Raw genomic sequence first — 13866 nt, forward strand, 5'->3', positions numbered from 1 at the left:
TTAAAACTGAAAGATTTTTATTGATTGAAAAAAAAAGCGTTTAAAATAAAAATACGGCAGCTTCCTACTTTCCCGCGTTAGCAGTATCATCGGCGTAAGAGAGCTTGACTTCCGTGTTCGGTATGGGAACGGGTATTGCCTCTTCACTTTGGCTACCGTGATTAAGAATATATACTTTCCAAAAAAAAATGTCAATATGAATTTGCAAAAACTATTATTTTTTTTAGAAAAATTTTGAATTTTTCAGTATGAAAACAGTTAGCTTACGGTTTCAAGCACACAAATTTTGTTAAAGCGGCTTAAAATCTGAAGCTGGATGCTTACATACAGGGCAAATAAAATCGTCCGGCAAAGTTTCGCCTTCGTAAATATATCCGCATACAGTGCAAATAAATCCCTTTTTCTTTTCCGTGGAAGCCGGCTTTGGCTTTATATTATTCTGATAAAATGAATACGTTGCTGAAGGAACTTGCGACAAAACTTCACCGTCTGTAACATCAGCAATAAAAAGAGTGTGCGTTCCCAAATCCAAAGTAGAAACAACTTTCGCACTCAAAAATGCGTTTGTTTCCTCCGCAATATAAACAAGACCGTTTGCAGATCTTTTAAAAGAAATTGACTCCAGTTTGTCTGTATTTCTGCCGCTTTGAAAGCCCCAGTGCTTGTAAGTTCCAAATTTTGAATTTTCTGCTAGAACTGAAACATTGAATTCTTTTGTTTTCAGAATCATGTCGTGCGTATAATTCGCTTTGTTTACCGTCAAAGAAATTCTGTTAGGCTGGGAAGTAACCTGCCCTACAGTATTCACAATGCAGCCGTTGTCTTTTTCGCCGTCTTTTGCAGTCAAAATAAAAAGACCGTAAGACAAATTGAACATAGCCTTGTTATCCATAAAGAACCTCCGTTAAGAAAGTGAATTACTTTAAATATAACAAAAGCTATAAAATATGCAAAGTTATTTTAATTTTTTTTCGATTTCCTGAATTTTTTCAAGAATAACCGGCTTGTTTTTTTTGTTATAGAATTCCGCAAGTTTTCCAAGTGCAAAAAGTTCATCTTTTAAGGCAAGAAGTTTTTCCATGGGTAAATTTTCTGGAATATATTCAACAAGCACGCTGCCCGTTTTTTCATTGCGCTCAACTTTTTTTACGGCAGAATGGCTTCCCACCGCTGAATACAATGCGGAAAATATATCATCATCTTTAAAAACTTCATTGCGTAAACGGATTCTTCCTGGAAAAAAACTTGAAACAATCATTTTTTAATCCAATGAGCTCATTGCATTTACGCTGATTGCAACTGTGGAGCTATTATGAAGCAAGGCTGCCATTTGCGGTGTTATGGAACCAGCAAGTCCGCCGGCAATAAGCGCAGAATTTATTCCAATTATAGCACGGTTGTTTCCGTGAATTCTTGAAATTAAGTTTCGGCTTATTTTCCGCAGAACTGGAAGAGAATCCAAGCCGTCATCAGGAAGAAGAATATCCGCAGTTTCGCTTGCAATTGAGCTTGCTTTTCCCATTGCAATTCCAACATTTGCCGCAGAAAGAGCTGGAGAATCATTGATTCCGTCTCCAACCATAACAACTTTGTGTCCTTCTTTCTTAAGCTTTTCAATCCAAGATACTTTTGTGTCTGGAAGAGCTTCAGCAACAAAATCTGTTACGCCAGTTTTTTCCGCAACTTCTTTTGCAGTATGCTTATTATCGCCTGTAATCATAATAACATTCTTAAAACCAGACTCTTTCAATTTTTTTATTACAGCGCAAGATTCTTTTCTGATTGGATCTTCAATTATGATTATAGCGGCAAGTTCTCCGTCAATTGCAAAATAAAGCTGAGAGCAGCCAGTTATTGTATTTATGCAGTCTTCAACTTCTTTTGTAAGCGGAATTTTTTCATCATCAAAAATAAAATGCGCGCTTCCTATGCGGAGTTTTTTTCCATCAAGGCTAGAAGCAATTCCATGCGCAAGAATATATTCTACTTTTGTGTGCTCTTCCTTGTGGTTCAATCCTCTGGACGCAGCTTCATTTACAACCGCCCGCGCCAAAGAATGAGGGAAATGCTCTTCAAGGCAAGCAGCAAGCTTTAAAACTTCATTTTCGTTTCTAGTGCCAAAAACAACAATCTTTTTTACAACAGGGTTTGATTCTGTCAATGTTCCTGTCTTGTCAAAAACAATTGTGTCAGCTTCAGCGAATTCCTCAAGAAATTTTCCGCCTTTCGCAAGAATTCCGTTCCGGGCGCAATCTCTCATTGCAGAAAGAACTGAAATCGGAGCAGAAAGCTTCATAGCGCATGAATAATCCACAAGCAATGTTGAAGCCGCCTTTGTAAAGTTGCGTGTAAAGAAATACGCAAGACCTGCAATTAAAAAGTTGTATTTTACAAGATTGTCAGCAACACGTTCCGCTTTTTCCTGGCTTGCAGCCTTAAGCGAATTTGAGCGGTCAATCATATTTGCAATTTTGCTTACTTTGGTTTCTCCGCCGCAAGCCTTCACTTTTATTTTTATTTCGCCTTCTTCAAGAATTGTGGAAGCAAAAACAGACGAGCCTTTTTCACGCTGCACAGGCAAAGCTTCTCCAGTCATTGAAGATTGGTTCACCATTCCAACTCCGTCCACAACAGTTCCGTCAACAGGAATTACAGAGCCAGCGCGAACAATAACAATGTCGCCAGCCTTTAAAAGCTGTGTAGAAATCTCTTTTTCTTCTCCGTCCTGAACAATTGTAACGGTTTCATCAGTTATAAGAAGCGACTGAGTCAAATTGTCGTGGGACTTTCGCTTTGTGTAATCTTCGAGAGTATCGCCGATATTCAAAAGGAAATTTATAGTTCCAGCTGTATCTATGTCGCCAGTTAAATATGAAAGAGAAATTGCAGCCGCATCAAGAGTTTCCGCACAGAACGGCTTACCTCTCACTACGCTTGCAATACCCTTTTGAACACGAGGAACAATTGAAACAAGAGAAATGATTTTTCTCAATGGAAGAGGAAGAAGTTTTTTTAGAAAATGCTCAACTGTAAGGGACAGCAACGACTCCAAAAGACTTTCCTGCACAGAAGGCATAGAAACGCTTGAAAGCAGATTTTCATCATTGAGATACTTTCCATCAAGAGCCTTTACATAGGAAAGAACTGTTTCCAAGGAAGTATCTTTATATTCAATAAGAATGCTTCCTGAAACTATATTAACAGAAACAGAAATTATTCCTTCTTGAAGACCAACAAGCATCTGAACAAGCATTGCCTGACGCAAAGACAGAATGTGACGCTCATATCTAAGCCTTACTCTGCCTGGAAGACTGTGAGAAATCTGAAAATCCATTGCAATCCCTTTTTAAAAATATATTTTTAAATATTTCAAGAATTGATTTTTAAGCGTTGGCTTTTGCTGCGTTTTTATTGTAAGCGGCCTCTGCCTTTATATCTTCCGCGTCTTCTTTTACAGTTTCAACAAAAGAAGCAGCATCATCTTTAAGCTGCATTCCCGCACTGATAACTTTAGAGCAGACTTTCTTGAATCCAGCTGTTTTTACCAAGGCAAGAGTTACTCCGCCAACCGCAACACCAATAGCAAATGCACCTAATTTTGTCATAAAAACACCTCGCAAGTATTATATTTTCTTTCATTATATAAACTGAATAAATTTTTTCAAGTCTACATTGCACTCAATAAAGATAATCATTTTCAAAATAAAAGCAACTTTTTCACAAAATTTTAATAAAAAAGCAGAAATTAATGCAAATTAAACAAAAAAATTGTATATTTAAATTGAAACTTTTTACCGGAGGATTTTTTATGGAAAACAAGGAATTGAAAATTGCGTTTTATGATGCCTGCAGCTATGACAAGGAATCTTTTTCAGAAGAAAACAAGAACTTTTTATTCAATATTGATTTTTTTGACTTTCATCTGACAGAAAAAACTGCATTGACTGCATCTGGCTATGACATTGTATGCACATTTGTAAACGACACAATAAACAGAACCGTTATTTCCATACTGAAAAAATGCGGTGTAAAAATGATTGCATTGAGATGCGCTGGCTTTAACAACGTGGACCTTGAAGCCGCAAAAGAATTCGGCATAAAAGTTGCAAGAGTTCCAGCGTACTCGCCTCATTCTGTAGCAGAACACGCTCTTTCACTTTTGCTTTCTCTTACACGAAAAATTCCTCAGGCATATTTAAGAACTCGCTCTGGAAATTTCACATTGAACGGACTCACAGGCCGGGATTTGTGCGGACTTACAGCAGGAATCATAGGAACTGGAAAAATCGGAAAAGTAATGGCAGAATGCCTTTCTGGAATTGGAATGAAAATCGTAATGTACGATGCCTATCCAGACAATGACTGGGCTGAAAAAAAAGGATTCACATATATTCCGCTTATTGAATTATTCCAAAAAAGCGATGTAATCAGCCTGCACTGTCCTTTAACAGACGACACAAAGCATCTTGTAAACGAAAAGTCGCTTTCCATGATGAAAAATGATGCGGTCATAATAAATACAGGACGCGGTGCTTTAATCGATACTCATGCGTTAGTAAAAGCCTTAAAGAAAAGAACTATTGGAGGAGCGGCACTTGACGTTTACGAAGAAGAAAGCCGATATTTCTTTGCAGACTGGTCCGCAGACGTTATAAAAGACGATATGCTTGCACGCCTCTTAACTTTCCCAAATGTAATTATAACTGGACATCAGGCATTTCTTACAAAGAATGCGCTTAAAGCAATCGCAGACACAACGCTTCAAAATATTCTGGACTTTACAGAAGGAAAAGAACTTAAAAATGAAGTTAAATAAAAAACAATAGGCTTTCATTATTCCTGACGCCTCCTTTTTTGGAGGCATTTTTTTTTGTTAATTTTTAGGAATTTCAGTCAAAAGGAATACTTCCTAAGCCCCTTAGGAATACTTACTTCAGCTCTTAGGAATACTTCCTAAGCCCCTTAGGAATACTTACTCCAGCTCTTAGGAATATTCGCTCCAGCTCTTAGGAATACTTACTCCAGCTCTTAGGAATATTGGCTCAAGGTCTTAGGAATATTGGTTTTAGTATAAATTAACTATTCTACATATTCTACAAAACACATTGTATAAGTCATTTTAAAGTGATATAATTATTGGAATATATTTTTTATAGAGGTAAAAAAATGCTTACTTATCTTGCCGGGCTGTGTTCCTCCACACTGTCGGTCATTTTCATTATTTTTATTATTGGCGCGCTAGGTTTTATGCTAGGCGGAATCAATGTAAAAGGAATTTCGCTGGGAACAGCAGGTGTTCTTATTGTTGCGCTTGCCTATGGTGTACTAATCCATTATTTTCCAGAATTTTCAATTGAAGCAAAAAAAATCACTTTATGGAACAATTCAATAAAATCAAGTTTCAGCTTAGTTTCAAATATCGGAACAGCTTTATTTGTTACAGCAGTTGGACTCATTGCAGGTCCAAAGTTTTTCCGCACTTTTAATAAGAAGTCAATTGCATACCTTTTGCTTGGCGTAATAATAATTGCAATCGGCGGCGTTACAGCTGCAATTTTTGTTAAACTCGACAACACACTTTCTCCTGAAATGGCAGCAGGACTTTTGACAGGAGGACTTACAAGCACACCGGGATTTTCAGCGGCAAAAGAAGTTCCTAATGTAAACCAAGACGCAATCAGCGCAGGCTACGGAATCGCATATCTTTACGGAGTTCTTGGAGTTGTTCTTTTTGTTCAGCTTGTTCCAAAAATCTTAAAAGTTGACATGGCAAAGGAAAGAGAATCATTTGTTGCGGCAAATTCTGTAGTAATTCCAGAGCCAAAGGCAAAGCTTATTCAATTGGAAGAATTCGGATTTTTCCCATTTTTTCTTGCAGTTGCATTTGGCTGCATAATCGGCGCAATTGAAATTCCAAAAGTCAACTTTTCTCTCGGAAATTCCGGTGGAACTCTCGTTGCAGGACTTATAATCGGCCATTTCGGAAGAATAGGAAAACTTGACTGCAGAATCAGCAAGCAAACATTGAATTTTATGCGTGAACTTGGACTTGTCCTGTTCCTTATAGGAGCTGGAGTCCCAGGCGGTGTAAACTTCGTTTCAAATGTAAAATTCTCATTCTTTATTTACGGCGCAGTTATGACAACCGTTCCAATGGTAGTGGGCTACATAATCGCACGCTATGTATTCAAGCTAAGCCTTTTCAACAACCTTGGTTCTATAACAGGCGGAATGACAAGCACACCGGCGCTGGGCTCATTGATTGCAACAGCAGGAACAGATGAAGTTTCTTCTGCCTATGCTGCGACATACCCGCTCGCGCTTGTTTCTGTTGTTTTGACAGCAAAAATAATCGTAATGATTTTATAAAGAACTAAAGTTTTTAAACAGTATAACTTCTCTGCTTAGCATAATTTTTTTTATACCCCAGCACACAGCTGGGGTATTTTTTTGTCTAAAAAAGTTTCTATTTAGTTTGCTTTAAATAAAAAAAAAGACCTTGAAACTATCAAGGTCTTTAGCATCTCCCACGGGAATTGAACCCATGTTGTCGGGATGAAAACCCGATGTCCTAACCACTAGACGAGGGAGACATACACAAGAGCTATTGCTCATTGCGATAATCAGAATATATCATATATTAGCATTTTATGTCAATAGCAAAATACCAAAAAACTCATTTTTTTTTACATATTCATATCAAATTTCTTTATAAGTTTTAGTTTCAAGGTGTTTAAATCATCATCTTCAAGACCAAGTTTCAATGCATTGTTTACATCTTCCATTGCCTTTGTGTAGTTTCCTAGATTAAAAAGCGCCAATGCTCTTCTGTAATAAACATGGCTCTGAAATGCATCAATTGCAAGCGAACGGTCAAAACATTCAATAGCTTCTTTTTCTTTTCCTTGAACAGAATAGACAATGCCTTCATAATAAATCGATCTAAAGCATTGTGGATCATGTTCAACACTTTTCTTAAAATCATTCAATGCTTCTTCGTAAAGATTTTGCGCAAAATAAGCCATTCCTCTATGCTTGTAAATTACACTCAAAACCATTGCAGGAGGAACCGGCTCAGAATTAATTATCTGTGTATAAATTTCAATTGCCTTCTTGAAATTTCCTGTATTATGCTCGTGCAATGCTGTAAGAACCAGATCATCTATGCTGCCTTTAGAAAACGGACTTTCAATGGAAGAAGATTCTGCCGCCTGATGATGAGACTGCCCAAGCATTTCTTCTGAAAATTCATCAGCTTTCTCATAAAAGGAATTCCGGCGTTCACCAAGCTCGTTCTGAAGTTTTTTCTGATAATCCCTGATTTCTTGGAAAATAATATCAGCCAAAGTAAGACTTGCGTTTATAGAAGCCAGTTTTCGTCGCAAAGGCTTGTCAAAAGGATTGAATTCAGACTTATAAATGAGCTCATGCTCAACTTCCGCCCAAGCATCCTGTAAAATTGTACGAACCTGTATTTCGCATACAAGATTTTTTCTAAGCTCAGGGGAAATTCCTAATTCCGGCAAGCAGTTTTCTGGTATTGAAACAAGAATGTGAACTGACTCATATCCAAATTCTTTAAATGACTGGTCTGCTCCTTTACGCTCAATTTCTTTTACATCAAAAAATTCCACAACCTGTTTTTCAACAAGAGCAAGATCTTCCACAAAGGCGCAAATTACACGGATGCCTATCATATCTGTAAGCGTAACAAGCTCATTGCTTTCCGAAGACTCCTTAGCTTTTTGCCTAAGTATTTTCTTATAATAACTAGGAAAAGATTTTATTCTGGCTTTATAAGTAGGATTTGAAGGCAAATTGATTTTCTGTTTTAAAAGATTTTCAATTTTACCCAAAATTTCATTGAATGCAGGTCTATAGCTTTCATAGCGTTGTTCAATTTCAAGTTTATTAGGAAGTGTAAAATTCTTTTCAGACATAAGCAAAATATAACAAGTTTACCATTTTTATATTCAATTTCATAAAAAAAGACCGTCCCGTAAGGACGGTCTTTGACAAAACACAAGTTTCAGAAATTACTGAACTGTAGCTGATGAATCCTGTGTTGAAGACTGTGCGTTGGAATCAGAATTTTCCTCAAGAGAAGATGTGAATTCTGCTTCTGTAGCCATCTTAGACTTTTCGAGATAGCGGTTAACCTGCTTGTTTCCAAAGCGAGCCATTTCACCATTCTGGCGGTCTCTTTCTTTCTTTGTAATGATGCCCCAAAGATCTTCGTCATCAATGTCGCGATCAGAAGTAAGGATTGCGAGGTCATAAATAACCTTTACATCTTTGAAGTAACCAATGAAGTTGTCTCCAATGTGAGAAGCATCACGAGCAACCTGGAATCCAGAGAATTTTACAAATGGAATTCCGCGTGGATAGATTGGGTAAACTCTGATTTCACGAGTGCGAACTTCTGAAATGTAATCTGGGTTGTTCCAAATAAGAGTTTTCCAGCCGTCAAAATAGAGATTTCCCATAAGATAGCGGCGTTCTACTCCATCATTGTCCTTAAGAAGAACATAAAGAGCATGTGGATAGTTCATACCCATTGTTGTAACAGCAATTGATTTCAATGTACCAACGTTTCTTACAACACCGTATCCATCTTCAAAAAGGTATTTTCCTTTCTGCTCATCTGTTGGCTGCTGGCGTTCACCGTTCTCATCAGCGTCAGAAAGAGGTTCGTAAGCTGGAATGTCAAATGCAGGAACAATTTTTGCATTTGCATTGTTTGCCCAAGTTGGGAAAATAACGCGAACGCCCATTACATTTTTTCCAGCGAAAGGAACATCTGCTGATTCTTTTACAGGAGCAGCAACTACCTGAGAAAGAGCAACAGAAACCGGGTTCTTGGCAGAAGAATTAAGTACAACTTCCCATTCAGGAAGAGCCAGTGAAGTCTTCATAAGTGTTTTCTGGTCACTTGTGAAAGTCGCACCGGCAGCAACAGAATAATCCATTACAGTTCTGCTGTTCTGTGTTGGATTTCCGTTCTCGTCTGCTACAGTGTCTGCATCGAGCTGTGAAAAATCAATAAGAACTGATTCTCTTGCAACAGCAACTGAACCTGCCAAAATCATTGCAGCAACGGTTAAAAATAAAGTCCTCTTCATTAGAAGCTCCTTTTAATACATATATGATGTAGCCTTGTTATAATAGTATCTATTAAGAAAACATTTTTGTCAACTTCTTTTATTTTTTTTTGGATAAAACACCGCAAAATAAAACAGGTAAACAAAAGCTAATTTTCCGCAAAAACAGGCTTTCCATCGATATATATATAAATTTTATTGATATTTGTGAAATTCTTCACAATATTTTTTCTTAGCAATGAAACATTTTTTCTCATATTAAATGTTTCTGAATTGACAAAGAGAGCCTGCTTTGAAAGTCCAATGTAAAGCTCTTTTCCATTTGAAAAACAAAATTCAGTTCTCGTTCCCGGAGAAAAAAGAAATTTAAAGCGGTTTGTCATTGGTCCAAGCAAAAGATCATCAACAAAAGCTCTTATTTCCTCATCTCCTCCCTTTTTTTCTGAATAACGCGTTTCTGTGCAGATCCGGCTTGAATCATAAGACTCAAAGTAAAAAATCTGCCTGCAATGGTACTTGTAAAAATAAAAAGCCGCGCCCGAAACAATCAGCGAGCCAAAGAAAACACCTGCAAAAACAAGCGCGAAAATATTTATTTTTGATTTTCTGTTCAATTTTAGTTTCCTGTAAATCCGCGGGTCCGCTCAAAATTTGTCACAAATTCTTGAAGCCCATTATATATTCCAAGCGACAATTTCTGCAAGTACTTGTCATCGTTCAAAAGCAAGCCTTCTTTTTTGTTTGTAAGGAAACCAAGCTCTATAAGGACACTCGGCATTTTTGAATTCCTAACTACAAACCATTCCTCTTCCTTTATTCCGCGGGAGTTGCTCAAATTTCCGACCTGAGCTGAAATTCCGTTCATTATAAACTTCGCCATTAAAATTGATTCAGTTGTGTATTCCTCTTCAGTCATGCTGTTCAAAATCGGAAGAATCGAAGCGTCCTCATTCACCGACTTTGAATTTAGAACTTGGCGGCGGTATCCTGGAGAAAGATACCAGACTTCATATCCGGTAACTTTTTCGCTAAGGCTGGAATTTACATGAACTGAAACATACAGGATTGCTTCGTTTTCTTTTAGCTTTACAGAATTTGCAATTTCTGTGCGCTGAGAAAGTGTAAGGAAAACATCCGTGCTGCGAGTCATAAGAATATTTTTTTCAGGATAAGCTTTTTTAAGATAATCACGGAGCTTAAGTCCAACTTTTAAATTTATGTCTTTTTCAACAACCTTGATTTTTTTTCCGTTTGAAACATGGCTTGAACTTGCTCCCGGATCTTTTCCGCCGTGCCCCGGATCAATGAGAATCGCGCCGATTTTATAAGGAGCTTCTGAATTCTGCAATTTAAAGAAATTTTCAGCTAGGTTAAAAAATGACTGGGAAGAAACAAGCTTTCCGTTTTCAAATGAAGGCGCATCTTCCTGCACAAGAGTTTTGTAATCCTGAAGAAAAAAAGAGTCGCCTGCCCTAAATGAAATTCTATGCCCGTTTTTTTCAAGAAGTCCGCAAGAAGTCAAAGGATCCCAATAAAAAGAAATTCCTGATTTTTGCACATTCTGAAGAAAATCAACTTTTGCGCCTTGAGAAAAAATTGAAAACGAAAAAAATACAAGCAGAAAAAAAACAAAACTTTTTACCTTCATTTTTCCTCCAGCTGAACAGAATCTGAATAATACAAAATTCCTTGAATGCCGGCGCGCAAAAGACAATTCCAGAATTTTTTGGAATCAAGCCGCGGATGTTCAGGTGAAATTTTATCAAAAAGAAAAAGAGTTTCCTTTACAGTTCTGAAATTCCAATCGCGCATTTCCATGATTTTTTTTATGCTTTCAGGAACACAATTTTGCACAGGTTGATTTTTTTCAATGAACGGAACCTGCTCAAGCTCGGCTAGAAATTTTTCATCTTTTGCATTGAAGTCAAATGCGCTGAACGGAAATCCTTTTTCCTGCGGAAGTTCAACACTGGAAAGAAAATTTTTAGTCTGCGGATTTTTCGGCTCCAAGCGAAGAACAATCTGAGCAATGGCGGATTCAGCGCTTTTTTTTGACAGTTCGCGTTCTTTTGAAGACGATATTACGTTTCCGCATTTTTCAACATTATTCCGCGGAAAATCAACAAAGCAGCCCTCTTTTACTCTGAAAAAAATATTTTTTACAAAAGGAGAAGCCCAGGCTTTTTCCTCGCCATAGATTTTTTTTATTTTCCCGGGAATTGAAATGAACGCTCTTTCATGGCTGAAATTTTTAGAAGGGATTTCTTTAGTGCTTGAAAAATCAGACGGAATTCCCAACGCAATTTTCATTGCTTCTTTTGTAAGCTCAAATCCTGATGAATAAGGAAAAGTCCAGCCCGACATATATCCGCCAGAAAGTCTTGCAGCAATTTCACCAATCATCGGACCTTGCTTTGTATATTTTACATCTCCCTTTGCAACTCCGTTTGTAAGCCCTAGCGCATTAACCGCATCTGTAAAAACTTTTACAATTTCCTGCTTTTGATTTTCTGAAATTTCAGAAGGCATTGAATGACCAAGTTCAACAAAATACGGCTCAAAAAAAATATGGCGGTCAGCAAATCCTGCGATAACAACTTTTCCATTTACAACAAGCGCATCAATTGAAAACTCAGGTCCTTCCATAAAATCTTCAACAATAGCTTTTTTTGTGCGAGAAAAACAAACCGCATCTTTTAAGGCTGGAAGAAATTCATCTCTGTTCCTAACAAGACGGCAGCCTCGTGCTCCCATATTGTCTACAGGCTTTACAACTTTTGGAAAATGAATTTCTGAAGTTTTGTTTTTCTGAAATAGCTCTATATAACTTTCATCGGCTTCAAAAAAATCAGGAGAAGGAATTTTATTTTTCTTAAAGCATTCACGCATAAGAATTTTATTGCTGGCATTCATTGCCGCTTCAAAACTGTGAGAAGTAAATCCACACTTTTGGCAAGCAAGAGAAACTGGAACTGAAAAATCTGTTCCTGCTGTAAAAACCGCGCAAAGTTTTTTTCCTAAAGACAAAGCAAAATCTACAATTGCATCTGTGTCTTTTAAATCTATTTTTTCAAAGCGATCTGCAAACGGAACACAAACTGCGTCAGGATTCGCATCTATAACAAGAGCCTTATAACCAAGTTCTTTTGCTGCTTCTATTGAAGGACGCTGCATTAATCCTGCGCCTAAAATCAAAATATAACGGTCATTCATTTACTTATTATTTTCGACATAAAAGCAAACCGATTTTAGGATTTAATTTTCTTACAATAAACTTCAAATGTATCGCCTAGTTTTAAAACTTTGCACAAGTCAGCTAAGACTTTCATTGGCAAAGACTTTGAACTCCATTTCATTTTTTTTGCAAGCGGGAAACGCTCCGGATGAATTCCTGTTGAAACAACTTTCACAACTTTGAACCCATACTTTCTCAAAATTTTTTTTGCGCATTTTGTTTCCCAAATCGTATAATGGTCGGCCGGACTTTTTTCATAGAAATCGTCACTAGAATATTTTCCGCTGACTCCAGAAGCAGACGGAGTGCTAAACGCAAAAATTCCGCCGTCTTTTACAATTTCAGAAACTTTTTTCAGCACGGAATCAAGATTTTTAAAATGTTCTATAACGTACCACATTGTAACAGCGTCAAATTTTTCAATTCCGAATTCTGAAACAAAATCTGCATCTGGAAAACTTACGCAGCTAGCCGGGAAATTTAAAGTCTGCTGAACATACTCAACTGCGCTTTGAGAAATATCTGCGCCAAAAACCTGCCATCCAGAATCGTTTGCAGCAGAAAGAAAAGGTCCCATCGCGCACCCAATGTCCAAGACAGAAGGAATATTTTTTGAGATTCTATTTGTAAGCCTGTAGAAAAAATCTATAATTGAAATCCGCCTCAAGCAAACAGATTTTATTGAATTGAAATCATCAAGATAAGTTTTTCCGTATTGCTTTTTATAATCTTCAAAAAAATACGCATGATTATATTCAGTTTGAAATTCCGACAAAGTCCAAGACATATAAATCATTCCGCAGTTTGAGCATTTTCTGTAAGTTCTATTTTTGTTTCTCGCAATAACTTTGTTTCTAAAGCCTTCGCCAGTTTTGCAAACAGGACACTCAAAATGGCTTCCAAGCGAAAGTTTTTTTGTAAAGGAAGCAAGATTTTCCGAAGACTCAACTTTATTTTTTATTAAAAGATTTTCAGGTTGAATCAAAAGACTTTTGAAATTTTTCTGATTTATTTTTTTAGGAGCAAGACATTTAAATCCATTTGCAACTGAAAGACGAATATGCAAAGGTGTCGTTCCCAAAAGAATTACAGCGCATCCTGCCCCAGCGGCTTCAAAAGCAGTAAACCCAAAATGAGTAACAACAAGATCATATTTAAATAGTTCTTCTTTTAAATTTTCAATTGGAGAAGAAATGCTTATGTATTTTTTTAAATCGTCTGGAATATTTTTTTCTGCCTCAAAAATTTTTTCTTTTGAAGATGCAACAGCCAAAACATGAACATTATTTTTTGCAAGCGCAACAGCGGATTTTAAAAGAAGATTTGCCGGATCTTCTCCGCCAATGCAAATCAGCGCATTATTTATTTTTACAGGAAAAGAACTGCGTTTTTTTTCAGGCAAAGGAATAAAAGCTGGATTGTAGTAATTTACATTTCGATTTGATTTTAAAGAAGGAATTATATCAAAAAGATACTCAGCATAGTCATTGTCGCAGTTTCCTTCATCAAGACTTGCAACTGGAATTTTTG

Annotated in this window: 12 protein-coding genes, 1 tRNA gene and 1 rRNA gene; 2 read left to right on the forward strand and 12 right to left on the reverse strand. The window is 37.0% G+C overall.

Going from position 1 to position 13866, the window contains the following annotated elements; all coding sequences use genetic code 11:
- Positions 1 to 51: 51 nt before the first annotated feature.
- From rrf to B4C08_RS06055, 5 genes are all read right to left on the reverse strand, one after another.
- Positions 52 to 160, reverse strand: a 5S ribosomal RNA gene (gene rrf, locus B4C08_RS06035).
- A gap of 129 nt (positions 161 to 289) precedes the next feature.
- Positions 290 to 892, reverse strand: a complete 603-nt coding sequence (locus tag B4C08_RS06040) for a flavin reductase (protein ID WP_296663980.1) — start codon at positions 890 to 892, stop codon at positions 290 to 292.
- A gap of 63 nt (positions 893 to 955) precedes the next feature.
- A complete protein-coding gene (locus B4C08_RS06045) occupies positions 956 to 1258 on the reverse strand; it encodes an HMA2 domain-containing protein (RefSeq protein WP_296663982.1) in 303 nt (100 codons plus the stop codon).
- 3 nt (positions 1259 to 1261) lie between these two features.
- The gene (locus B4C08_RS06050) at positions 1262 to 3334 is read right to left on the reverse strand and encodes a heavy metal translocating P-type ATPase (RefSeq protein WP_296663984.1); all 2073 of its coding nucleotides are present in this window, start codon (positions 3332 to 3334) and stop codon (positions 1262 to 1264) included.
- A gap of 49 nt (positions 3335 to 3383) precedes the next feature.
- Complete coding sequence (locus B4C08_RS06055; RefSeq protein ID WP_276752284.1) at positions 3384 to 3605, reverse strand: DUF6110 family protein; 222 nt, start codon at positions 3603 to 3605, stop codon at positions 3384 to 3386.
- Positions 3606 to 3808: 203 nt separating this feature from the next.
- Between B4C08_RS06055 and B4C08_RS06060 the strand changes: the two genes are divergently transcribed.
- Together B4C08_RS06060 and B4C08_RS06065 are read left to right on the forward strand one after the other, a co-directional pair.
- On the forward strand, positions 3809 to 4816 hold the full coding sequence (locus B4C08_RS06060; protein ID WP_013701384.1) for a 2-hydroxyacid dehydrogenase: 1008 nt from the start codon (positions 3809 to 3811) through the stop codon (positions 4814 to 4816).
- Positions 4817 to 5166: 350 nt separating this feature from the next.
- The gene (locus tag B4C08_RS06065; RefSeq protein WP_296663988.1) at positions 5167 to 6369 is read left to right on the forward strand and encodes a YidE/YbjL duplication; all 1203 of its coding nucleotides are present in this window, start codon (positions 5167 to 5169) and stop codon (positions 6367 to 6369) included.
- 152 nt (positions 6370 to 6521) lie between these two features.
- Here B4C08_RS06065 and B4C08_RS06070 read toward each other — a convergent pair.
- The 7 genes from B4C08_RS06070 to B4C08_RS06100 all read right to left on the reverse strand — a co-directional run.
- A tRNA-Glu gene (locus B4C08_RS06070) sits at positions 6522 to 6593 on the reverse strand.
- Positions 6594 to 6686: 93 nt separating this feature from the next.
- Positions 6687 to 7940, reverse strand: a complete 1254-nt coding sequence (locus B4C08_RS06075; RefSeq protein WP_296663990.1) for a tetratricopeptide repeat protein — start codon at positions 7938 to 7940, stop codon at positions 6687 to 6689.
- A gap of 96 nt (positions 7941 to 8036) precedes the next feature.
- Positions 8037 to 9122, reverse strand: coding sequence for a flagellar filament outer layer protein FlaA (locus tag B4C08_RS06080; RefSeq protein ID WP_295799293.1), 1086 nt, complete (start codon positions 9120 to 9122; stop codon positions 8037 to 8039).
- A 128-nt stretch (positions 9123 to 9250) separates the two neighbouring features.
- Entirely contained in the window at positions 9251 to 9715 is a 465-nt protein-coding gene (locus B4C08_RS06085; protein ID WP_296663991.1) for a GerMN domain-containing protein, read from the reverse strand.
- A 2-nt stretch (positions 9716 to 9717) separates the two neighbouring features.
- Positions 9718 to 10749 (reverse strand): N-acetylmuramoyl-L-alanine amidase family protein, encoded by a 1032-nt coding sequence (locus tag B4C08_RS06090; protein WP_295799296.1) that lies wholly within the window; start codon positions 10747 to 10749, stop codon positions 9718 to 9720.
- Positions 10746 to 12314: an ATP-grasp domain-containing protein gene (locus tag B4C08_RS06095; protein WP_296663994.1), complete on the reverse strand. Its 1569-nt coding sequence runs from the start codon at positions 12312 to 12314 to the stop codon at positions 10746 to 10748. The genes B4C08_RS06090 and B4C08_RS06095 overlap by 4 nt, the downstream gene beginning before the upstream one ends.
- A 35-nt stretch (positions 12315 to 12349) precedes the next feature.
- On the reverse strand, positions 12350 to 13866 hold a 1517-nt coding region (locus tag B4C08_RS06100), incomplete at its 5' end, for a class I SAM-dependent methyltransferase (protein ID WP_296663996.1).

The organism is Treponema sp. UBA753, from assembly GCF_002297325.1.
Classification (GTDB): domain Bacteria; phylum Spirochaetota; class Spirochaetia; order Treponematales; family Treponemataceae; genus Treponema_D.